The sequence below is a fragment of the Comamonas sp. GW821-FHT11H03 genome (genome assembly GCF_058807955.1).
Genome location: NZ_JBXARF010000010.1, coordinates 196,938 through 218,749, shown reverse-complemented (window position 1 = coordinate 218,749; position 21,812 = coordinate 196,938). Strand labels below are relative to the sequence as shown.

Annotated in this window: 17 protein-coding genes; 12 read left to right on the top strand and 5 right to left on the bottom strand. The window is 61.4% G+C overall.

Features of this window, described 5'->3' with window-relative positions; genetic code table 11:
- Positions 1-244: 244 nt before the first annotated feature.
- The 6 genes from AC1RTQ_RS21050 to proX (AC1RTQ_RS21025) all read left to right on the top strand — a co-directional run bounded on the left by AC1RTQ_RS21050 (position 245) and on the right by proX (AC1RTQ_RS21025) (position 7,631).
- Entirely contained in the window at positions 245-883 is a 639-nt protein-coding gene (locus tag AC1RTQ_RS21050) for a YqhA family protein (protein WP_302091641.1), read from the top strand.
- A 719-nt stretch (positions 884-1,602) separates the two neighbouring features.
- Complete coding sequence (proV, locus tag AC1RTQ_RS21045) at positions 1,603-2,898, top strand: glycine betaine/L-proline ABC transporter ATP-binding protein ProV (RefSeq protein ID WP_492878598.1); 1,296 nt, start codon at positions 1,603-1,605, stop codon at positions 2,896-2,898.
- A 15-nt stretch (positions 2,899-2,913) separates the two neighbouring features.
- Entirely contained in the window at positions 2,914-4,155 is a 1,242-nt protein-coding gene (proW, locus tag AC1RTQ_RS21040) for a glycine betaine/L-proline ABC transporter permease ProW (protein ID WP_492878596.1), read from the top strand.
- Between the two features lie 20 nt (positions 4,156-4,175).
- Complete coding sequence (gene proX, locus AC1RTQ_RS21035) at positions 4,176-5,231, top strand: glycine betaine/L-proline ABC transporter substrate-binding protein ProX (protein ID WP_302091644.1); 1,056 nt, start codon at positions 4,176-4,178, stop codon at positions 5,229-5,231.
- A 175-nt stretch (positions 5,232-5,406) separates the two neighbouring features.
- Entirely contained in the window at positions 5,407-6,477 is a 1,071-nt protein-coding gene (proX, locus tag AC1RTQ_RS21030) for a glycine betaine/L-proline ABC transporter substrate-binding protein ProX (RefSeq protein ID WP_492878594.1), read from the top strand.
- Between the two features lie 107 nt (positions 6,478-6,584).
- Positions 6,585-7,631, top strand: a complete 1,047-nt coding sequence (gene proX / locus AC1RTQ_RS21025) for a glycine betaine/L-proline ABC transporter substrate-binding protein ProX (protein ID WP_492878592.1) — start codon at positions 6,585-6,587, stop codon at positions 7,629-7,631.
- Positions 7,632-7,707: 76 nt separating this feature from the next.
- Here the strand turns inward: proX (AC1RTQ_RS21025) and AC1RTQ_RS21020 are convergent, their stop codons facing one another.
- On the bottom strand, positions 7,708-8,220 hold the full coding sequence (locus AC1RTQ_RS21020) for a hypothetical protein (protein WP_409813534.1): 513 nt from the start codon (positions 8,218-8,220) through the stop codon (positions 7,708-7,710).
- A 124-nt stretch (positions 8,221-8,344) separates the two neighbouring features.
- On the opposite strand from AC1RTQ_RS21020, the gene AC1RTQ_RS21015 reads away from it, so the two are divergent.
- A complete protein-coding gene (locus AC1RTQ_RS21015) occupies positions 8,345-9,043 on the top strand; it encodes a DUF3334 family protein (protein WP_302091648.1) in 699 nt (232 codons plus the stop codon).
- Between the two features lie 74 nt (positions 9,044-9,117).
- On the opposite strand, the gene AC1RTQ_RS21010 is transcribed toward AC1RTQ_RS21015, so the two are convergent.
- Positions 9,118-11,238 (bottom strand): PQQ-dependent dehydrogenase, methanol/ethanol family, encoded by a 2,121-nt coding sequence (locus AC1RTQ_RS21010; protein ID WP_492878590.1) that lies wholly within the window; start codon positions 11,236-11,238, stop codon positions 9,118-9,120.
- 251 nt (positions 11,239-11,489) lie between these two features.
- Between AC1RTQ_RS21010 and AC1RTQ_RS21005 the strand changes: the two genes are divergently transcribed.
- From AC1RTQ_RS21005 to AC1RTQ_RS20995, 3 genes are read left to right on the top strand one after another with little or no spacing between them, the layout of a single operon-like run.
- Positions 11,490-11,972 (top strand): MarR family winged helix-turn-helix transcriptional regulator, encoded by a 483-nt coding sequence (locus tag AC1RTQ_RS21005; protein ID WP_492878588.1) that lies wholly within the window; start codon positions 11,490-11,492, stop codon positions 11,970-11,972.
- Positions 11,973-12,024: 52 nt separating this feature from the next.
- Positions 12,025-13,221, top strand: a complete 1,197-nt coding sequence (locus tag AC1RTQ_RS21000; protein WP_492878586.1) for a multidrug effflux MFS transporter — start codon at positions 12,025-12,027, stop codon at positions 13,219-13,221.
- A 53-nt stretch (positions 13,222-13,274) separates the two neighbouring features.
- Positions 13,275-13,853 (top strand): SMI1/KNR4 family protein, encoded by a 579-nt coding sequence (locus AC1RTQ_RS20995; RefSeq protein ID WP_492878584.1) that lies wholly within the window; start codon positions 13,275-13,277, stop codon positions 13,851-13,853.
- On the opposite strand, the gene AC1RTQ_RS20990 is transcribed toward AC1RTQ_RS20995, so the two are convergent.
- The 3 genes from AC1RTQ_RS20990 to fumC all read right to left on the bottom strand — a co-directional run bounded on the left by AC1RTQ_RS20990 (position 13,808) and on the right by fumC (position 17,613).
- Positions 13,808-15,475: a SulP family inorganic anion transporter gene (locus AC1RTQ_RS20990; RefSeq protein ID WP_492878582.1), complete on the bottom strand. Its 1,668-nt coding sequence runs from the start codon at positions 15,473-15,475 to the stop codon at positions 13,808-13,810. The genes AC1RTQ_RS20995 and AC1RTQ_RS20990 overlap by 46 nt on opposite strands.
- Positions 15,472-16,116, bottom strand: coding sequence for a ParB-like protein (locus AC1RTQ_RS20985; RefSeq protein ID WP_087085944.1), 645 nt, complete (start codon positions 16,114-16,116; stop codon positions 15,472-15,474). The genes AC1RTQ_RS20990 and AC1RTQ_RS20985 overlap by 4 nt, the downstream gene beginning before the upstream one ends.
- Before the next feature lie 105 nt (positions 16,117-16,221).
- Entirely contained in the window at positions 16,222-17,613 is a 1,392-nt protein-coding gene (fumC, locus tag AC1RTQ_RS20980) for a class II fumarate hydratase (protein ID WP_302091655.1), read from the bottom strand.
- 245 nt (positions 17,614-17,858) lie between these two features.
- Between fumC and AC1RTQ_RS20975 the strand changes: the two genes are divergently transcribed.
- A complete protein-coding gene (locus tag AC1RTQ_RS20975; protein ID WP_492878579.1) occupies positions 17,859-20,045 on the top strand; it encodes a putative bifunctional diguanylate cyclase/phosphodiesterase in 2,187 nt (728 codons plus the stop codon).
- Between the two features lie 135 nt (positions 20,046-20,180).
- Entirely contained in the window at positions 20,181-21,734 is a 1,554-nt protein-coding gene (locus AC1RTQ_RS20970) for a fumarate hydratase (protein ID WP_003061052.1), read from the top strand.
- Positions 21,735-21,812 lie beyond the last annotated feature (78 nt).

The following is a 21,812-nucleotide window of genomic DNA, read 5'->3' as shown; positions in this document are numbered from 1 at the left end:
CATTCGCTCCCATTTTTGCAGCAGAAAGCGCCTGCTTGGTGTTGATTTGCCTGCACTTTTCTCAAAACACCCCGGAACAAACCCTTAGAATCGCGCACCTGCTGCTGCTGAAGCCGGGGCCCACGTTACGGCCTGCTCTCGAAGGCGCAGACAGTCCGGGATGCGGCCCCAGCAAAACCAGTCTTACAAGGTGGCGGCATCCCGTTGCCCACCCATCGCACCCAGTCCGCCCCGCATACACATCATGAGCCGCATCCCTTCCGACGAAGCAGGCAACTCCACCCAACACACGCCGCATGGCGGCTACCAGCCCTCTGGCGCATTGCGCCCCTTGCCCTCGCTGATCTTTGCCAGCCGCTGGCTGCAATTGCCGCTGTACTTAGGTCTGATTGCCGCCCAGGGTGTCTATGTCTGGCACTTTCTGCTGGAGCTCTGGCATCTGGTGGAGGCAGTCTTCGGCAATCAGGAAGCCCTGCATGCCCTGATCACCAATATTGGCTACAAAAGCGATGTCCAGATCACTCATCTGAACGAAACCATCATCATGCTGGTGGTACTGGCCCTGATCGATGTGGTCATGATCTCCAATCTGCTGATCATGGTCATCGTGGGGGGCTACGAAACCTTTGTCAGCCGCATGGGCCTGGAGTCCCATCCCGACCAGCCCGAGTGGCTGAGTCATGTGAATGCCTCGGTGCTCAAGGTCAAGCTGGCGCTGTCCATCATCGGCATCAGCTCCATCCACCTGCTCAAGAGCTTCATCAATGCCGGCAGCTATGAAGTCCAGGTGCTGATGTGGCAAACCATCATCCATGTGGTCTTCCTGCTCAGCGCCCTGGCCATCGCACTGACGGACAAGCTCACCCAAAGCGCTCACCACTGAAGCTGCACTCCTCCCCCAAAAAAGCCCCGCATGGTTGTCCATGAAGGGGCTTTTTTCATGCCTTGAGCAAGCGCAAAGCTCGTCAAAAGCTGACAACCGTCAAAAACAATCTGTCAATTCGGCATAAGTCCTTATCTATCAAGAACTTGTGCCCGTTATTTTTACGTATGCGAATGTTTCAGCCGCACCATTTCCGGCGGATGTGGGCGGCAAAGCTTACAGCTCCATTTGACGCATAAAACCCAATTCGATATATTAAAAAGTCATTTACAACCTGCCGCGCAGGTCGTCACCGCATTGTTGAGATGCGGTTGACTCACTTCCCGGCGGATCGTTGTGTCAATTTAAGAGCGCTTGCCGCTCTTTGGCGCAGCCCCGTCAACCGGGCCGAAACACGGCCCTGATGTAGGGGGCTCTCCCCGGCCGATGTGCCGGGGTTGGCCTGACAAGAAGCCGTGCAGATGCGTGCCAGTCGGTACCTGCTCTGCCAGCCAGCTGCTTCTTCCAATTTGCCAGCTCTTGCGCACACCTGGCTGTGCCATCCGGGCTGAAAACTCGGCGCCATCGCTGCGCCATCTGCATTGCACAGTCCCGTTCACCAGACCGGGCTGGGCTGCGGCATCAGGGCTTTTATTTTGGCTTGTGCGCCAGCGCCCACCGGCATTACCGGTCGTGGGCGCTGGACTGTGTTCCATCCCATCAAAAAGGAGAACGCCACAGTGGCCAAGCAAATCGCTATCGATCATGTCTTCAAGGTCTTCGGCAACGATCCGAAAACCGCTCTCAACCTTGTGAAACAGGGCCGGAGCAAGCAGGAGATCCTCGCCCAGACCGGGCAATCCATCGGCGTGTTCGATGCCGACTTCACCATTGAAGCCGGTGAAATCTTTGTCGTCATGGGCCTTTCGGGCTCGGGCAAGTCCACCCTGGTGCGCATGCTCAATCGCCTGATTGAGCCCACCAGCGGCCGCATCCTGGTCGACGGCCAGGACATCAATGCGCTCAATGACAAGCAACTGCGTGCACTGCGCCGCAAGGACATCTCCATGGTGTTCCAGTCCTTTGCTCTCATGCCCCACCTCACGGTGCTGGACAACACCGCTTTTGGTCTGGAGCTCGCCGGCGTGGACCGCGCCACGCGCCAGCAACAGGCGCAGGACGCCCTGGAGCAGGTGGGCCTGGGTGCCTGGGGCGCCAGCTACCCCGACGAGCTCTCCGGCGGCATGCAGCAGCGCGTAGGCTTGGCCCGTGCGCTGGCGTCCGACCCATCCATCCTGCTGATGGACGAAGCCTTCTCGGCACTGGACCCCATCATCCGCACCGAAATGCAGTCCGAGCTTCTGCGCCTGCAGGAAATCAAGCGCCGCACCATCGTCTTCATCTCTCACGATCTGGACGAAGCCATGCGCATTGGCGACCGCATCGCCATCATGAAGGACGGCATGGTGCAGCAGGTCGGCACGCCCGACGAGATTCTGCGCAACCCGGCCAACGACTATGTGCGCACCTTCATTCAGGGCGTGGATGCCGCAGCCGTGTTCAAGGCCTCCGACATCGCCCGCCAGGCGCTGACCGTGATTTCAGAGCACAGCGACCGCGGCTGCCGCGCCGCGCTTCGCCTGCTGGAGGACTCCGACCGCGATTACGCCTATGTGCTCAATGCACGCAAACGCTTTCTGGGCGTGGTCTCGTCGCAGTCGCTGCGCGATGCGCTGCACGGCCACGAAGGAATGCTGGGCCTCAAGCACGCCTTCATCTCCGATGTGCAGCCTATCGCCAGCAGCACGCCGGTGGCCGAGCTGTTCGGCACCGTGGCCACTCCGGCTTACCCGCTGCCTGTAGTGGATGAAGAAGGCAAATACCTGGGCGTTATCAGCCGCACCACGATGCTCAAGTTCCTGGATCGCGCCACCCCACCGGTGCCACCACCCCAGAAGGAAATTCCGCCCATCAAGCTGGATCAGCACTTCCAGCCCAAGCCCAATACGCAAGCTGCCCAGCACGCAGCGCATTAAAAGAAGGGAGCCGATTTGAACGATAACGCACTGAACAATACCAACACAGAAACCACCAGCGCGGCTTTTGACGACCCGTGGGCCGCAGCCTCTGCGCCCGCCACCGAGCCGGCCAGCGCCAATGTCACTAGCTCGGCGGCAGATGCCGATCCCTGGGCTGCCTCCTATGCCGACGCGGGAGCCGGCTCAAGTACTGATGCCTGGAGCGGCGGAGATGCTGCTAGCCAGGCCAGCAGTACCGACTGGCTCAGCGCCCCCTCGCCCACCGATGTGCCCGAGCATGACGGCGGCATAGGCCAGCTCTGGCACCAGATCACCACCGAAGGCCTGCCCGTGCAGGACTCGATCAACAACGGCCTGACCTGGGTGGTCGATCATTTCCGCCCCTTCTTCCAGGCCGTGCGCACCCCCATCGACGCCACGCTCAACGGCGTGACCGATGTACTGCAGACCATTCCCATGCCCGCGCTGGTGCTGCTGATCGCCCTTCTGGCCTGGCAGTTTGCTGGCCGCAAGCTGGCCATTGGCTCGGCAGTATCGCTGCTGATTGTGGCCCTGCTGGGCATCTGGTCCGAAGCCATGGTCACGCTGGCCCTGGTTCTGACCTCGCTGTTCTTTTGCATCGTGATCGGCCTGCCCGTCGGCATCTTGCTGGCCAGCAGCGACCGAGCCCAGCGCTGGACGCGCCCGCTGCTGGACGCCATGCAGACCACGCCGGCCTTCGTCTATCTGGTGCCTGTGGTCATGCTGTTCGGTATCGGCAACGTGCCCGGAGTGATCGTGACGATTGTGTTTGCGCTGCCGCCACTGATCCGACTGACCAATCTGGGCATCCGCCAGGTACGCCCCGACCTGATAGAGGCCAGCCGTGCCTACGGTGCATCGCCTGCCCAGTTGCTGTGGAAGGTGCAGCTGCCGCTGTCCATGCCTTCCATCATGGCGGGCATCAACCAGGCGCTGATGCTGTCTCTGTCCATGGTGGTGATCGCTTCCATGATCGCCGTCGGCGGTCTGGGCCAGATGGTCCTGCGCGGCATCGGCCGTCTGGACATGGGTCTGGCCACCGTCGGCGGCCTGGGCATCGTGCTGCTGGCCATCGTGCTGGACCGCATCACCCAAGCCATGGGCGAGCCCAAGCGCGGCAGTGCCCGCTGGTGGGCCACGGGCCCGGCCGGTCTGGTCATGCGCCTGCACAGCAAACGCTTTGCGCCGGCCCCCAAGCCCGGCAGCGAGGCCGCCAAGCCCGCGACGATCTGAATCAAGAACAAGGAGAACGCATGAATACAGTCAACCACACTGCCAGCATCCGCCATGGGCTGGGCCACTGGCTGCTTGCCAGCACGGCCGCAGCCTCCATGGCCTTGTCCATGGTCAGCACCGGCGCCTTTGCCGCCGACGAACTGCCGGGCAAGGGCGTAAAGGTACAGCCGCTCAAGAGCTCGATTGCCGAGGAAAGCTTCCAGACCCAGCTCGTCATGAAGGCCCTGGAAAAGCTGGGCTACGAGGTCCAGCCCATGAAGGAAGTGGAATATCCCACGGCCCATATTGCCCTGGCCAACGGCGACGCCACCTTCATGGCCAATCACTGGAACCCGCTGCACGCGGACTACTACAAGAATGCAGGCGGCGACGCCAAGCTCTACCGCAAGGGCGTGTTCTCGGCCAATGCCGCTCAGGGCTATCTGATCGACAAGAAGACGGCCGATGCCCACAAAATCACGAATCTGGGCCAGCTCAAGAACCCCGAGATCGCCAAGCTCTTCGACACCGACGGTGACGGCAAGGCCGACCTGACGGGCTGTACGCCCGGCTGGGGCTGCGAGGCCATGATCGAGCACCAGCTCGGCGCCTACAAGCTTCGCGACACGGTCACCCACAAGCAGGGCACCTATTCGGCGCTGATGGCAGACACCATCACCCGCTACAAGGCGGGCAAGCCGATTCTCTACTACACCTGGACGCCCTATTGGGTGAGCAATGTGCTCAAGCCCGGCAAGGATGTGGTGTGGCTGGAGGTTCCGTTCTCCGCGCTGCCCGGCGAGCAGTCCGGCACTGACACCAAGCTGGCCAACGGCAAGAACTACGGCTTCATTGCCAACAACCAGCAAATCGTGGCCAACAAGGCCTGGGCCGAGCAGAACCCTGCGGCAGCCAAGCTGTTTGAAATCATCAAGCTGCCCGTGGGCGACATCAACGCCCAGAACTACATGATGAGCCAGGGCCAGAACAAGGCCTCCGACATCGAGCGTCACACCGACGGCTGGATCAAGGCCCATCAGAAGACTTTCGACGGCTGGATCAGCCAGGCGCTGGCGGCTGCCAAGAAGTCCTGATCACAATCCCTGAATCACGGCGACCGCTTGCGCGGCCGCCGTTTTTTTATCGCCAGGCCGCCCCAAGATAAAAACGCCTCTCCTGGAGGGGCTGCGAACCACACGCGGTGGGGAGCGCGGAGTGTCATTTTCCATCGGGCTGCAAGCCCACCCAAACCAAGGAGAGACAAGAACAATGAGCAAGTCTTTGCAGACACCGCCCCCAAGCCAACACACCAGACGCCAGTTGATGCTGGCTACTGCCGGCGCTGCGGCGCTGGGTCTGGGCCACACATCGAGCTGGGCGGCCGGGCAGAATGTGCCTGGCGATGCGCTTCCGGGCAAGGGTATCACCGTGCAGCCTGTCAAGAGCGCTCTGGCCGAGGAGAACTTCCAGACGCTGCTGGTGATGAAGGCGCTGCAGCAACTGGGCTACACGGTCAAGCCCTGGCAAGAGCTGGACTACCCGCTGATCCACTTGGCCGTGGCCAATGGCGATGCCAGCTTCATGGCCAACCACTGGAGCCCGCACCACGCCGAGTTCTATCAGCAGGCCGGCGGCGACGCCAAGCTCTCGCGCAAGGGCGTGTATGCAGCCGGTGCCGCGCAGGGCTACATGATCGACAAGAAGACGGCCGATAGACACCAAATCACCCATCTCGACCAGCTCAAAGATCCCGCACTGGCGGCCCTGTTCGATATCGACGGCGACGGCAAGGCCAATCTGATCGGCCCCAACGCCGGCTGGGGTGGCGAGGCTGTGGTGGCTCACCAGATCAAGACTTTCGGTCTGGAAAACACCGTCAGCTACACCCAGGGCAACTATCCGGCCCTGATTGCCGACACGCTGGCGCGCTTCAAGGCCGGCAAGCCTGTGCTGTACTACGCTTGGACGCCCTACTGGCTCAGCAACGTGCTGCGTCCCGGCCAGGAAGTGGTGTGGCTGCAGGTGTCGCGCTCCTCCATGCCCGGCGTGCAGGCCGGCACCGAAACCAAGCTGCCCAATGGCCGCAACTACGGCTTTCCGCTCAACAACGAGTACATCGTGGCCAACAAGCTCTGGGTCGAACAGAACCCGGCTGCCGGCAAGCTGTTCGAGATCATGCAGATTCCCATCAACGACATCAGCCGTCAGAACCAGCTGCTGCGCGAAGGGGAAAGCAAGCCCGCAGATATCCAGCGCCATGTGGATGCTTGGATCAAGGCCCACCAGAAGACTTTTGACGCCTGGATTGCCCAGGCCAAGGCCGCAGCCCTGAAATCCTGATTCGCCAACGGCGCGCCGAACCGGCTTCGGGCGCCGTTTCCTTCATCAACCCTCTCGCTTTTTCCATGCCGATTTCGGGGTAGGCACCCAGCACCCAAGGAGTATTCATGCACAGCAACAAGCCCGCACATTCCCCTCTCCCACCCCTGCAGCACCAATACCGCTGTCTGGCTGCCATCGCCTTGCTGAGCTTTGGCGCCGCTGCCGCACAAGCGCAAACGAACTCTCGCGACCTGCCCGGCAAAGGCGTCTCGGTGCAACCGCTCAAGGGCACGGTGGATGAGGAAATGTTCCAGACCCTGCTGGTTGCGCGCGCTCTGGAGAAGCTGGGCTACCGGGTACAGCCCGTCAAGAGTCTGGAAAACGGCACCCAGCATGTGGCCGTGGCCCAGGGCGACGCCACCTTTACCGCCACTCACTGGATGCCGCTGCACCGCGCCTTCTATGAGAATAATGGCGCAGACAAGGCTTTCTATCGCGCCGGCACTTACTCGCGCAATGCGGTGCAAGGCTATCTGATCGACAAGGCCACGGCCGAGAAGTACAAAATCACCAGCATCACGCAGCTAAAGGACCCCAAGCTGGCAGCGCTGTTCGACACCGATGGCGACGGCAAGGCCGATCTGACGGGCTGCAACCCAGGCTGGGGCTGCGAGCTGGCCATCAACAAGCATCTCAAGGGACTGGATCTGGAGTCCAGCGTCACCCACAGGCAAGGCAACTACCAGGCCTTGATTGCCGACACCATCACCCGCTACAAAAGCGGCAAGCCCATTCTCTACTACGTCTGGACCCCGTTCTGGGTAAACACCGTGCTGCGCCCGGGCAAGGAGGTCAGTTGGCTGGAGGTACCCAATGTCCCCGGTGCCCAGGGCGAAGACCAGACCCAGCTGCCCAATGGCAAGAACTACGGCTTCAGGCTCAATCAGCAATACATCCTGGCCAACAAGGCCTGGGCCGAGAAAAATCCGGCCGCTGCCAAGCTGTTTGCCGTGATGCAGCTGCCCATAGAGGACATCAACGCCCAGAACATGCGCATGCGCCAGGGCGAGAGCAGCGAGGCCGATGTCGGCCGCCATGTGGACGGCTGGATCAAGGCCCATCAGCACACTTTTGACGGCTGGCTGGAGCAGGCGCGCGCCGCTGCCAAATAAGTATCAAAAACAACTCCAGCGCTTGATGGCAAAGCGCTGGAAGCGATCAAAAGTGCTTTGAACAGCGGGCCGCTGCCTACCAGTTGGCCTTGGCATTGCGGCAGGCTGCCTGGCTGGACAGGGCGACAAAGCGCTCCACCCGCAGCGCCAGCATCTTGCGCCCCTGCCGGGCCAGCACCGGATCGGCCACGGGGCGCTCCACCACCCTGCCCTGCACCTCGGCCAGCATGGCGATGGTGGCACTGCTGCGCGTGTTCAGATAGGCCTGCTCCAGCAGCACGCTGTCGCCCTCGGGCAGCACGCCGATGATCTGGCCGCTTTCGCATTCCTGAAACCGGGCCGTCTCGCCGTCCAGGCTGTACAGGCCCTGCCAGCGCCCGCTTTCCTCACTGACCTTGATGCCTGCGGGTGCAAGGCCGGTCTGCTTGACCGCCGCCTGGGTCTGAACCTGCTTCTTGCCCGTCAGACCGGTCCAGGTCTTGTCCCATGTCTGGGAAACCTTGTCCGTCATGCCGGACAAGCTCGAACAGGCGGTCAAACCCGTCACCACAATGACACTGGCCGCCAGGCGCAACAGCTTGTTCTGCATGAATACCTCTGATTTTTCAAAAGCAGGCACGTTAACAGACAGCGGCAGCCTGCAATTGCTGCAGATATCTCTATGCAACAAAGTGTTGCATACATAATCAGCCATCTCTTGAACCAATGCAGCCATGAGCCAACCCAACGCCCCCATCGTCCACGGCACCGAAGATGTGCTGATTGCCCTGTGCAACTCTGTCTCGCGCGTGCTGCAGGCGGCCACCCAGTGCCCGATCCAGTACTCGGGCATGGTGCAACGCATCACAAAGACCAGTCTCAAACCCGATATCGGCTGCTTTGTGCTGATCGATGGCGGCTTTTCTGCGCTCATCATCATCAACTTCTCGGCCGATGCGGCCATGGAGCTCTACCGCAGCTATCTGCTGTCCATGGGCATGGCCGAGAGCGATCTGGCCAGCTCCTACACCTCGGATGACGTGAGCAACGTCATGGGCGAGCTGATGAATCAGGTCGTTGGCGACTTCACCAGCAAGGTGCAGCGCGAGCTGCAGACCTATATCGCGCAAAGCCAGCCCAAGATGATCCGCCTGAACAAGCAAGTCAATCTGAGCGTGGATGCCAACCTCGATGCCCCCGAAGCCCGCCGCGTGACCTTCTACACGGGCAACAACAACATCTTCTATCTGGAGATGGCGGTGGATCACATGGAATTCATCAAGATCAAGGACTTCGAAGCCCAGGAAAAGCCCGACCCCGATCTGGTCATGGCTCAGACTCGTGAAGCCCAATCTGGTCAAGCGTCTGCTGCTATAAATACTGCTGCAGCACCCAGCGATACCGACGACCTGCTCAAGTCGCTGGGGCTGTAAGCCGTCAATCCTTGCATGCCAAAGGCGACCCCAGAGGTCGCCTTTTTACACAATGGGTCTTCCGACAAGTGCGCCTACCGGCCTTTTTCTGCCTGCAGGCCCGGCCTTACAGCATCTGCCATTGCGAGAATGAAGGCGCGCAGCTTTTGCACATCCTGATCGCTGAGCTTGCCCGCAAAATCGGGCATGCCGCGTGAGATGGCCGGGCCGTTGATGATGAAGCTGCCCAAATTGTCAATCATGGCCGCAGGCAGATAGGTCAGGCTAGGCAGGGCTCCGCCCTTGCTGACGCCCGGGTAGCCGTGACAGGCAATGCAGTTGCTGTTGTAGAGTGCGGCACCCGCCGGCACCAGTTGCGGGTCGTACTTGAGTCCACCGATCAGGGCATTCATTTGGTAGGCCACACGTTCCGGCATGGGGGCCTTGCCTCCCAGCGCAAAGCTATAGACCGTGCCGGGGCTCCTGAAGTCGGCCACGCGGTCACCCAGGCCAAAAGCACCACCCCAGCCCACGGCAATCGAGACATATTGCCTGCCGTCCAGTTCATAGCTCACCGGCGCCGCAATCACGCCGCTGCCCATGGGGGCATCCCAGAGCTTTTTGCCGCTTCTGGCGTGATAGGCCACCAGCCGTGCATCGGCCGTTCCCTGAAAGACCAGATCACCGGCCGTCACCAGCGTGCCGCCATTCCAGGGCGAGACATGCTTTTGATGCCAGACCTCTTTTTGCCGTACCGGGTCCCAGGCAATCAATCTGCCAAAGGGCAGGCTGCGGGGCTCCAGCATCACGCGTCCTGTGTTCCAGCCGTTATTGCTCATAAACTGGCCCGGCGTATTGCTATTGAAGCCGGTCCAGTCCGGATCGTCGGCCATCGCCGTGGGAATATGCTGGGCCGGAATATAGGCCAGCCCCGTCTGGGGGCTATAGGCCATGGAATGCCAGTTGTGCGCTCCCAGCGGGCCGGGAATGATCTCGGCCTTGCCCGCGACGCGCACGGCTTCCTCCATGATGGGGCGGCCCCTGGCGTCATAGCCCTTGGCCCAGTTCACGGGTACAAAGTTTCTCGCGGAGATGAATTGGCCGTTCTGGCGATCAATCACAAAAAAGTAGCCATTCTTGGGCGCATGCAACAGCACCTTGCGCAGCTTGCCGTCAAGCCTGATGTCTGCCTGCACGATATCTTGGGAGGAAGTGAAGTCCCAGTTGTCGCCCGGTGTTTCCTGGTAATGCCATTGGTAGGCACCCGTGTCCGGATCCAGCGCCACGATTGAGCCCAGATAGAGGTTGTCTCCCCCGGCAGGACTGCGCTTGCGGTGCGCCCAGGGTGAGCCATTGCCCACGCCGATATACATCTGATTAAGTTCAGGATCGAACACCAGCGAGTTCCAGACCGTTCCGCCACCACCGCTCTCCCAATACCTGCCTGCCGGATCCCAAGTTTTGGCCGCCTCCTCCAGAGCCTTGCTCTCATAAGCCTGGGCTGGATCGCCTGGCACGGTATAAAAGCGCCAAACGTGCTTGCCGGTCTCGGCGTCATAGGCCGTCACATAACCGCGAGCACCATATTCGGCGCCGCCATTGCCGATGTAGACCTTGCCCTTGAACACGCGCGGAGCACCCGTGATGGTGTATGAGAAATTCTTGTTGTCTATGGTGTCCGTGGACCAGACCCGACGGCCCGTGACAGCGTCAAGCGCAATCAGCCGCCCGTCGAAGGCACCCACAAACACTTTGCCCTTGTAGACTGCCACCCCGCGGTTGACCACATCGCAGCAGCCCTTGTAGGCCATCTCGCGGGGCACCTGTGGGTCGTAGGTCCACAGCGCCTTGCCCGTGCGCGCATCCACCGCATGCACCACGCTCCAGGGAGCGGAGACATACATCACGCCATTCACCACGACGGGTGTAGCTTCCACGCCACGCGACGAATCGAGCTTGTACGACCAGGCCAGGTCCAACTGGTCCACATTGCCACTGTGGATCTGCTTGAGCGGGCTGAAGCGATTTTCCTGATAGTTCAGCCCATGACTTGGCCACTCCTTGCCAGTCCTGGCATTGGCTTCAATATGAGCGTCATCCACCTGCTGCGCAGCCAGCGCCAGTATGGACAGCCAGCCCAGCAATCCTGCAACGGCCAGGGTCACCAAACGCCGGTTTGGCCTGTGCAGGGATCGAATGCACGCAGGGCTTTGCATAGAGTCTGTCTCCTGTGGTGAGTTGTCGTTTTGCCGCATCTCTTCCATCAGCAATCAGGAAATTGTTGAGCAAGCAGGAGCTGTTCACATCACAGGCAAATCCGCACTCCATCTGGACGATGCACTGCACATTCGACAAGGTGCCATGTCTGACGACAGTCAGGCCACCACATCCTTTCCTAAAACCCTGTTAACAAGATAAATAGTGTTTGCGCAATAATTTGAATACCAACCATTTAAATGCATTCGGAATGTCCAGCCCCGCCTCACTGCCCAGCCGTCAGCGTCAGCTCATGTTCGTCATGGCGCAGGTCAACAAGCAATGGCGCCGCACGCTGGACAAGGTCCTGGCACCCTTGGGTCTGACGCAGGCGCTGTGGCTGCCCCTGGTCCACCTGGAGCGCAGTGCGGGTGCCATGCGGCAAAAGGACCTTGCTCTGGCGCTGGCGCTGGACAGCTCTTCCATCGTGCGCCTGATTGACGGCCTTCAGGCCCAAGGCTGGGTGGAACGCATCGATGATGCAGATCGGCGCGTCAAGCGCATACAGCTCACGGCGGCCGGGCTACTTCAGGTCGAGACCGTCAAGACAATCGTGGCGGATGTCCGCAGCGAAGTCATGCAGGAGCTTCCCCCCGATTTGCTGGATGCCACACTGGATGCACTGGAAACCATGCTGGAAAAGATGGCTGCTCTGGAAGCGAGCGCCAGCGCGGGCTCCCAGCCCGAGAGCTGAACTAGCGCCACACGCAACAGAACCCACACCGCTAGTTTCGGATTTCACTTGTATGCATAGTCCTGTCACCCCTGTCCGCAAAGCGCCGCTCTGGCTGCTGGTCATGGTCACCATTGCTGGCACCATGGCCATGCATATGTTCATCCCGGCTCTGCCCGATGCAGCTCGCCACTTCGGCGCCAGCAGCGGACAGATGCAGCAAACCATTACCGTCTACATCCTCGGCCTGGCACTGGGCCAGCTGATCTACGGCCCCATGTCGGATGCACTGGGCCGCCGGCCCCTGTTGCTTGTCGGCTTGTGTCTCTACACCGTCGCCAGCCTTGCGGCCTTTCTGGCCCCCAGCGCAAATATGCTGATTGGCGCGCGCCTGATTCAGGCTCTGGGCGGCTGCGCCGGCCTGGCACTGGGCCGCGCCATTGCCCGCGACACTGCGACACCCGAAACCGCCGTAGGCAGCCTGGCCTTGCTCAATCTCATGATGATGATTGGCCCGGGCATCGCCCCCTCCATAGGCTCAGGTCTGGATGCACTGTTCGGCTGGCGCATCATTTTTGCGGTGCTGGCGCTCATGGGGGCGTTAACGGCCATCGGAGTCTGGCGCCTGCTTCCTGAGACCGGTCACCCCACCGGCAAGCTGAACTGGCGCACCGTGCGCAATGACTATCGAACCTTGCTGGGTTCACCCCAGTTTCTGGGCTTCGCCATAGGCGGCGGTAGCGCCACCACATCCATGTACGCCTTTATTGCTGCAGCGCCGTTCATCTTCATCGAGCAGTTGCACACCAGCAAGGCGCAGCTTGGCATCTACCTGGGGGTGCTGATGGCCGGCATGGCAGCAGGCAATGCGCTGGCACGCCAGCTCATCAAACGCTGGCCCCTGGAGCGGCTGATACTGGGCGGTAATATGCTGAGCCTGGGCTGCGCGGCAGCACTGGTAGTCCTGACACTGCTGCAGCTGATCAACGTACCCGCTGTAGTGACATTGATGCTGCTGTTTACCTTGGGCTCAGGCATGACCAGCCCCGCCGCACTCTCCAAGGCTCTGGGCGTACACAGCGATTTGACGGGGTCGGCCGCCGGAGTCTACGGCTTCTCCCAGATGGCCGTGGGAGGCCTGTGCACGCTTGGAGCCAGCCTGGGCGGCAGCCCGGCGCTATCGGCTTTTACAGTGCTGCTGATTGCCTGCATCGTGGGTCAGCTGGGCTTTCGCAGCGCGCTCAAGATGAAACCGGCCTCTAGCGCCTGATGGAAAATCGTAAACAGCTATATATTCAGTAGCAAACAGATTCTAGGAGCACCATGTCATCCATCGCCCAAAGCTGGCAGCGCATCGGCGCCTGGTATGCCCAGAACACACCCAAAGACACTCTGGTCTTGGCCGATGGCGCCAGCGAGGCAGAAATGGCCGAGCTGGAAGCCGCCCTGGGTCAGCGCCTGCCGGACGATGTGCGTGAGTCACTGGCCCTGCACAACGGCGCGGCCAATGAGGCCTATCTGCTGTACTTTGGCGAGCTGCTGTCCACACAGCGCATGCTGGAGGTCTGGCAGATGTATGCGGACATGCAAAAGAGCGAAAGGTGGGGGCTTGGCCCGGACTACCACCCTGACTATCTGCAAGGCCCCCTGCGCCCCGTGTACTGGGATGCACTGCGTATTCCTCTGACCGACAACTGCGGCGATGGTGCCATGCTGGACCTTGCGCCAGCGGCTGGTGGCCATGCGGGCCAGATCATCGAGTTTGATCACGAGGCAGGCCCCAAGGGCGTGTTTGCACCCAGCTTCTCGGCCTGGCTGGAGCTACTGGCCGACGAGCTGGAGCAAGGCAAGCATGTCTATATCGAAGACGCAGGCTGCGTGGCACCGCCGGGCACCTGGTGAAAATCGGCGGTCAAGGCCTGCACGGCATCGTCCACACTCCAGGCTGAATAGCAGTCGGGGTTGAGCCCCGGCATCTGCACGCGCTGCAGCAGCTCGCGCAGACTGTCCTTGACGCGGGCCAGCCGCAGCAGCACCCCGGCTTGCTGCAGCTGACGCGCCAGCTCGCCCAGTGCCTCAATGCCGGTGCTGTCCAGATCAGGGCTTTCTTCCAGACTCAGCACCACGGCATGCACACCTGCAGCTTGCGCCGCGCGCGCGCGGATATCGCTCATCACGGCCTCGGCATTGCCAAAGAACAGGCCTTCCTCGGGCCGCAAAATCAGCAGACCCGGCACAGGTTGCGCTTCTGGGTGGCGCTGGCGGTCCACAAAATCATGGCTGCCCACCAGCCGCCCCAGCTCGCTGACATGGGACTGGGCCATGCGCTTGAGCAGCATCACAATGCTGACCACCATAGCCAGCAGCAGGCCATCAAGCACACCCAGCACAATCACGGCAGCAAAAGCTGTGAGCGCCACGGCGCGATCACGCTGCCAGATGAAATAAGGCTGCAGCGTGCGCCAGTTGAGCGAATGCGCCACCGCATGAATGACGATGGCGGCCAGCAAGGGCTCAGGGATTCGCTCCATCCAGGGCAGCAACTGCCACACCAGCACGGCCACCACGGCGCAGGCAATCAGGCCTGCGGCCTTGGTCTGCGCGCCAGCCACCTCATTGGCCGAGCTGGCCGAAAACCCCGCACCCACAGGCAGGCCCTGAAACAAGGCCGAGGCCATATTGGCGCCGCCCAGCGCCAGCAGATCGCGGTTACTGTTCACCCCATCGCCATGGCGCAGCGCCAGCGAGCGGATGGAGCTGTATGACTCGGCATACAGAATCAAGGCCAGCGCCACAGCCAGCTGCCCCACGCGCAGCCAGTCGGCCCAGTCCAGCTCAGGCAGGGCCAGATGCGCAGCACCCAGTTGCAGCGAACCCACAGGCGCTATGCCCCAGCTCCTGCAAAAGCCCAGTGCATCGAGCGCAATGCCCGCCGCAATCACCAGCAAAGCACCGGGCACGGCCTTCCACCGCGCCAGAAGCCGCAGCGCCAGCAAGGCCACAAGCAGCATGGTCAGGCCATACCAGTTCCAGTGCGGAAGCAGCGCGATCAAGTCCCTGCTGAAATGCAGAAAGTCGCTGTGCGCGGGATGCACGCCCACAGCCAATGGCAGTTGCTTGACCACAATGGTCAGCGCCAGACCAATGGCAAAGCCGCGCAGCACGGGCTTGGCAATGAATTGCGAGATGCCGCCCAGCCGTAGCAGGCTCGCCAGCACAAACATCACACCAGCAACCAGCACCATGGCCACACCCATGAGCGCGCGATGATCGGCCGAGACATGCAGCACCGAGCCCGTGGCAGCCAGCAGCACAGCCGCTGAGGATGAGGTCGACGACACAATCGCAAAGCGGCTGGTACCGAGCAGCCCATAGACCAGCAAGCCCGCAAACAGCGCAATCACCCCGGCCTGGGGCGGCGCACCGGCAATGCCAGAATAGGCCACGGCCTCGGGCAGCAGCAGCCCCGCGATAGACAGGCCCGCAATCCAGTCCGCGCCGGCAAGCATCCAGCGCGCAGTCATAAAGGCTTGTGCAGATTGCTGGTCACACCTGACCAGCCGGGCAAAAACTGCGCCTTGGGGTTGCGCGCTAGTGCCACAGCCTCGGTCACCAGCGATTCAGGCAGGCCTTGCCCGCCGCTGCTGCGCAGATCGCTTTTGCGAAACAGCGGGCGAAAGAAATCGGCCCAGAGAAATTCGGTATAGGGTGCAGCCTCTTTGGCATAACCACCGGCCTTGCGCACCTCTCCGGCCAGGCTGCGATAGGGGTCGTCCTTGAGTCGCTCAAGCTGCTTGGGAATGGCCGAGAACTCGCAGCGCTCGCCCTTGTCGTTGTACGGATGGGCCCACTGGTGAAACTCCATGAGCCGCCAGAACATACCCATCTCCATGGCGCTGAAGTCCGCCAGCTGCATAACCCAGACCGATGTCACCTGCTCCTGCCACAACGCTTGCCCCAGATGGTGGTGGTCGACGATGTAGTGCAGCCCCTTGGGGCCTTTGACCGCCGGAAACCAGTGGCTGAGCAGCAGCTTGCCCCGCGCCTTGGGTTTGAGCCTGGCCCACTCGGCGCGCTTGAGCGCCACCTCCGCCGCGCCCACCGTCATCTGCGTAGGGCGCAGATCGGAAAGAGATACCTGCTCCAGGTGCTGCTGTGCGCTCATGCCGACTCCCTTGATTGAGATCAGCCATTGTGGGCAGAGGCAAGGCAAAAGAAAAGAGCCCGACTTGCGGGCTCTTTTTCAAAAACAGTCAGCGCTCACCAATCTTCAGAGATTACCCACCATATTTGCAGGCACCACCCACTGGTCAAACTGCTCGCCCGTCACATGTCCGCTGGCAATGGCGGCTTCGCGCAGGCTCGTACCCTCTTTGTGCGCCTTCTTGGCGATATAGGCAGCCTTGTCGTAGCCGATATGGGTGTTGAGCGCCGTCACCAACATCAGCGAACGGCCCACCAGCTCTTCGATGCGCGCGCGGTTAGGCTCTATGCCCACGGCACAGTGATCATTGAAACTGAGCATGCCATCGGCCAGCAGACGCACGCTTTGCAAAAAGTTGTGCGCCACCATTGGGCGAAACACGTTGAGCTCGAAATTGCCCGAGGCTCCGCCGAAATTGATGGCCACATCGTTGCCGAACACCTGGGCACAAAGCATGGTCACGGCTTCGGACTGCGTGGGGTTGACCTTGCCCGGCATGATGGACGAACCCGGCTCGTTCTCCGGGATCGAGATTTCGCCCAGGCCGCTGCGCGGCCCGGATGCCAGCCAGCGCACGTCGTTGGCGATTTTCATCAGGCTTGCGGCCAGCGTCTTGAGAGCACCATGCGCATAAACCAAGCCGTCGCAGCTCGCCAGAGACTCGAACTTATTGGGCGAGGTGACAAACGGGGAGCCCGTCAGTCTGGCCAGTTCCGCCGCCACGCCTTCGGCGTAGCCCTTGGGGGCATTCAGCCCAGTACCCACGGCCGTTCCTCCCAGGGCCAGCTCATACAGATGCGGCAATGCGGCCCGCACATGGGCTTCGCCATGGGCCAGCTGGGCCACCCAGCCGGATATTTCCTGACCCAGCGTCAGCGGCGTGGCGTCCTGCAAATGCGTGCGACCGATCTTGACGATATCGGCAAAGGCTTCGCTCTTGGCCAGCAGCGTGAGTCGCAGCTTGGCGATGGCAGGCAGCAGCTTGTGCTCAATGGCCGTCACCGCCGCCACATGCATGGCCGTGGGATAGACATCGTTGCTGGACTGGCTCTTGTTCACATCGTCATTCGGGTGCACCAGACGGGCTTCACCGCGCTCGCCGCCCATCAGCTCGCTGGCCCGGTTGGCCAGCACCTCGTTGACGTTCATATTGGTCTGCGTGCCGGAGCCGGTCTGCCAGACCACCAGGGGGAACTCATCGGGGTGCTTGCCCGCGAGCACCTCATCGGCGGCCGAATTGATGGCTCTGGATTTTCTCTCGTCCAGCAGACCCAGCGCCTGGTTGACGCTGGCGGAGGCCTTTTTGACCTGCGCCAGCGCAGCAATGATTTCACGCGGTTGCTGCTCGCCGCTGATGTCAAAATTCTGCAGCGAGCGCTGCGTCTGCGCGCCCCAAAGCTTGTTGGCGGGTACATCGATCAGGCCAAAAGTATCTTTTTCCTGGCGGGTGACTGTCATGGAATCGCTCCTTGCAATACAACTCGGCGCAGCTGGCTGAAGAAATCTGGCTGCCGTTGGCCGCAAACGGAAGTCGGCCCACCGCCAGGCAGGCCACTTCCACAACCGGTCCATGCTAGCTCAGCCCGACAGGCGGCAAGCACAATCGAGCCAACACCCCTGCGCCGGCAAGGCCAGACATACATAGTTACATTAAATCAATATCGGGCAGAGAATCCGACCGGCCTTGCGGGCCCGCCACATCAATGTTCACTGATTTTTCCACCCCCATCGCCACCACCGTCATGACATCAAGTTACAGCACGATGATGGTGTGTGTCTCCATCGTCATCGCGGTATTTGCCTCTTTTGTGACGCTGGGCCTGGTCCGTCGCATGCGCATGGCCTCAGGCAGAATCGGACGCATCTGGTGGGCCATCGGCGCCATGGTGATGGGCACGGGGGTCTGGGCCATGCACTTCATCGGCATGCAGGCGTTTGAGCTGCCCATCACACTGGGCTACGGCGGTGCTCTGACGCTGGCCTCCTGGGTCGCGGCAGTCTCGGCATCGGCATTGGCCTTTGGAGTGGCAACCCGGGTCGAATACCGCTGGCCTCATTTTCTGGGCGCCTCGCTGCTCATGGGCGGCGGCATCTGCGCCATGCACTACCTGGGCATGCTCGCCATCGAGATGTCCATCCCGATTGCCTGGGACTGGCCGCTGGTGGCGACCTCCGCTCTGGTCGCAGTACTGGCCTCGGCCACGGCGCTGACTCTGTTTCGCGCGCTGTTTTCGCTCTCCGGCAAGCGGCTGTGGCTATTTCAGACATTGGCGGCACTGATCATGGGCTTTGCCATCTGCGGCATGCACTACACCGGGATGTCGGCAGCCAGCTTTGCCAGTGGCTCGGTCTGCCTGAGTGCGGAAGCCCTGAGCGGCCCCGAGCTCACCACCATCATCATCATCACCACGGTCATGCTGCTGATTGCGGCGATGTTCAGCACCTTGCTCGATGCCCGCCTGCAAAGCACTGCCTTCAAGCTCAATCAATCGCTGCAGGAAACCAATGCCAAGCTGCAACTGGCCAATACCGAGTTGCGCCAGCGCGCCTTTGCAGACCCGTTGACCAATCTGCCCAACCGCCTGCTGTTTGAAGATCGTCTCATCCACGCCCTGCTGCGCCTGGAGCGCGCCAACCGCTCACGAATCAAGGAGCGGCTGGGAATCTTGTTTGTGGATCTGGACGGATTCAAGCCCATCAATGACTCCTTTGGCCACGCCGCAGGCGATCAGATCCTCATCAGCGCCGCAGAGCGGCTGACTGCGGAAGCCCGCAGCAGCGATACCGTGGCCCGCGTGGGCGGGGATGAATTCCTGGTGCTGCTGGAAGACACCCAGGACGTGGCCGCATGCATGGCAGTAGCCAACCGAATTCTCAAGGCGCTTAGTCAGCCCTTTCGGCTAGGCAACAAGGAGCTGCAGATCACCTGTTCCATCGGCATCGTGGCCTTTCCCGACCATGGTGACCGCGACCACCTGATCGCCAACGCCGATGCCGCCATGTACGCAGCCAAACGCAACGGCGGCAACAGTTTTGCAGTGTTCGAGCCGCATATGGGCAGCGATGCATCCGAGCAGCTGGAACTTCAAAACGACCTGCGCTACGCCATTCAGCGCGGTCAGATGGAGCTGCATTACCAGCCTAAGATCGACAGCGAGCGCGGCAACATCATCGGGGTAGAGGCACTGCTGCGCTGGGCTCATCCCGAACGCGGCATGATTGCGCCCGATATCTTCATCCCCCTGGCCGAGCGCTTCGGCATCATCAACAGCCTGGGCAACTGGGTGATCGAAGAAGCCTGCCGCCAGCTGGCCCAGTGGCGCAATATGGGGCTGCAGATGCGGGTGGCGATCAATCTCTCCGTGCACCAGTTGCGCGAAAGCGGCCTGGCAGATCGCATCACCCAGACGCTGCTGCGCCACGATGTACAGGCCAGCCAGTTGCTGTGCGAGATCACCGAATCCGTGGCGATGGAAGACACCCAGGCCACGCAGCGCGCAATCGAGGAATTGCGCAGCATCGGCATCTTTCTCTCGATCGACGACTTCGGCACCGGCTACTCCAGCCTCAACTATTTGCGTCAGCTTCCCGCCCAGCAGTTGAAGATCGACCGCAGCTTCATCCGCGACCTGGAAACCGAGGAAGATGCCCGCGCCGTGGTCCACGCCGTCGTGCGCCTGGCCCATGCCCTGGGCCTGCGCGTGGTGGCCGAAGGTGTGGAAACTGCGGGCCAGCGGGACATTCTGATCGACATGCAATGCGATGAGCTTCAGGGCTACTTCTATGCGCGCCCCATGCCGGCGGACAGCCTTCTGGCCTGGGCCAGAGACGATCGCCGAGGCGGCCAGGCCGATTTCTCGGCCTCCATCCTCGGCGCACTGACCAGCTGAGCGCCGCACAGCCACCACCAGTCATATATAAGACTGCTGGGTTATGGCTGCAAGATTTGCCGTCTGGGCCGATAATCGATGGGTTTACCGTACGCGCCCCACGCGTACAGATTGCAACCCCCGAGAAGCTTCACGATGACCACCTCCATCCGCCAGCAGGACCTGATCGATTCGATCGCAGGTGCCCTCCAGTACATCAGCTACTACCACACGCCGGATTTCATCCAGCATCTGGCCCGCGCCTATGAACGCGAGCAAAGCCCTGCGGCCAAGGATGCGATGGCTCAGATCCTCACAAATTCCAAGATGGCGGCCACCGGCCAGCGCCCCATCTGCCAGGACACCGGCATCGTCAACGTGTTCCTGAAAGTGGGCATGGACGTCAAGTGGGAAGGCTTCACCATGGGGCTGGAAGACGCCATCAACGAAGGCGTGCGCCGTGGCTACAACCACCCCGACAACACGCTGCGCGCCTCCGTCGTGGCCGACCCCCAGTTCAAGCGCAAGAACACCAAGGACAACACCCCCGCCGTGATCAATGTGCAGATCGTGCCCGGCGACAAGGTGGACGTGACCGTGGCCGCCAAAGGCGGCGGCTCCGAGAACAAGTCCAAGATGATCATGATGAACCCCAGCGACAACATCGTGGACTGGGTTCTGAAGACCGTCCCCACCATGGGCGCAGGCTGGTGCCCGCCCGGCATGCTGGGCATCGGCATCGGCGGCACGGCTGAAAAGGCCGTGCTGCTGGCCAAGGAAAGCCTGATGGAAGACCTCAACATGTACGAGCTGCAGCAAAAAGCTGCCAGCGGTGCTGAGCTCGACGACGTGGAAAAGCTGCGTCTGGAGCTGTTCGAGAAGATCAACGCCCTGGGCATCGGCGCCCAAGGCCTGGGCGGCCTGACCACGGTGCTGGACGTCAAGATCAACATGTACCCCACGCACGCGGCCTCCAAACCCGTGGCCATGATTCCCAACTGTGCAGCCACCCGCCACGCCCACTTCGTGATGGATGGATCCGGCCCCGTGCACCTGGATGCCCCCTCGCTGGACACCTGGCCCAAGATCGACTGGCACCCCGACTACAACAAGTCCAAGAAGGTCGATTTGAACAATCTGACCAAGGAAGAAGTGGCCAGCTGGAAGCCCGGTGACACACTGCTGCTCAACGGCAAGATGCTGACCGGCCGTGATGCCGCCCACAAGCGCATCCAGGACATGCTGGCCAAGGGCGAAAAGCTGCCCGTGGACTTCACCAACCGCGTGATCTACTACGTCGGCCCCGTGGACCCCGTTCGCGACGAAGTGGTTGGCCCTGCAGGCCCCACCACGGCTACCCGCATGGACAAGTTCACCGACATGATGCTGTCCCAGACCGGCCTGATCTCCATGATCGGCAAGTCCGAGCGCGGCCCCGTCGCCATCGAGGCCATCAAGAAGCACAAGAGCGCTTACCTGATGGCCGTGGGCGGCGCCGCCTACCTGGTCTCCAAGGCCATCAAGCAAGCCAAGGTGGTGGGCTTTGAAGACCTGGGCATGGAAGCCATCTATGAATTCGACGTGGTCGACATGCCTGTCACGGTGGCCGTGGATGCCGGCGGCACCAGCGCCCATATCACCGGCCCCGCCATCTGGAAGGAAAAGATTGCGACCGGGGAATTCAAGGGCATTGAAGTGGCCGGTGTGTAATCACCCTGCAGGCCCCGCCATAAAGAACCGCCTTCGGGCGGTTTTTTTGTTCCGCAACTTTAAGAAAGCAGTTTCAAT

What these genes read in the sequence shown, in the direction of transcription:
- AC1RTQ_RS21050 (WP_302091641.1), top strand. Translation starts at nt 245, where the DNA reads ATGAGCCGCATCCCTTCCGACGAAGCAGGCAACTCCACCCAACACACG.
- proX (WP_302091644.1), top strand. Translation starts at nt 4,176, where the DNA reads ATGAATACAGTCAACCACACTGCCAGCATCCGCCATGGGCTGGGCCAC.
- proX (WP_492878594.1), top strand. Translation starts at nt 5,407, where the DNA reads ATGAGCAAGTCTTTGCAGACACCGCCCCCAAGCCAACACACCAGACGC.
- proX (WP_492878592.1), top strand. Translation starts at nt 6,585, where the DNA reads ATGCACAGCAACAAGCCCGCACATTCCCCTCTCCCACCCCTGCAGCAC.
- AC1RTQ_RS21020 (WP_409813534.1), bottom strand. Translation starts at nt 8,220, where the DNA reads ATGCAGAACAAGCTGTTGCGCCTGGCGGCCAGTGTCATTGTGGTGACG.
- AC1RTQ_RS21015 (WP_302091648.1), top strand. Translation starts at nt 8,345, where the DNA reads ATGAGCCAACCCAACGCCCCCATCGTCCACGGCACCGAAGATGTGCTG.
- AC1RTQ_RS21010 (WP_492878590.1), bottom strand. Translation starts at nt 11,238, where the DNA reads ATGCAAAGCCCTGCGTGCATTCGATCCCTGCACAGGCCAAACCGGCGT.
- AC1RTQ_RS21005 (WP_492878588.1), top strand. Translation starts at nt 11,490, where the DNA reads ATGTCCAGCCCCGCCTCACTGCCCAGCCGTCAGCGTCAGCTCATGTTC.
- AC1RTQ_RS21000 (WP_492878586.1), top strand. Translation starts at nt 12,025, where the DNA reads ATGCATAGTCCTGTCACCCCTGTCCGCAAAGCGCCGCTCTGGCTGCTG.
- AC1RTQ_RS20995 (WP_492878584.1), top strand. Translation starts at nt 13,275, where the DNA reads ATGTCATCCATCGCCCAAAGCTGGCAGCGCATCGGCGCCTGGTATGCC.
- AC1RTQ_RS20990 (WP_492878582.1), bottom strand. Translation starts at nt 15,475, where the DNA reads ATGACTGCGCGCTGGATGCTTGCCGGCGCGGACTGGATTGCGGGCCTG.
- AC1RTQ_RS20985 (WP_087085944.1), bottom strand. Translation starts at nt 16,116, where the DNA reads ATGAGCGCACAGCAGCACCTGGAGCAGGTATCTCTTTCCGATCTGCGC.
- fumC (WP_302091655.1), bottom strand. Translation starts at nt 17,613, where the DNA reads ATGACAGTCACCCGCCAGGAAAAAGATACTTTTGGCCTGATCGATGTA.
- AC1RTQ_RS20975 (WP_492878579.1), top strand. Translation starts at nt 17,859, where the DNA reads ATGTTCACTGATTTTTCCACCCCCATCGCCACCACCGTCATGACATCA.
- AC1RTQ_RS20970 (WP_003061052.1), top strand. Translation starts at nt 20,181, where the DNA reads ATGACCACCTCCATCCGCCAGCAGGACCTGATCGATTCGATCGCAGGT.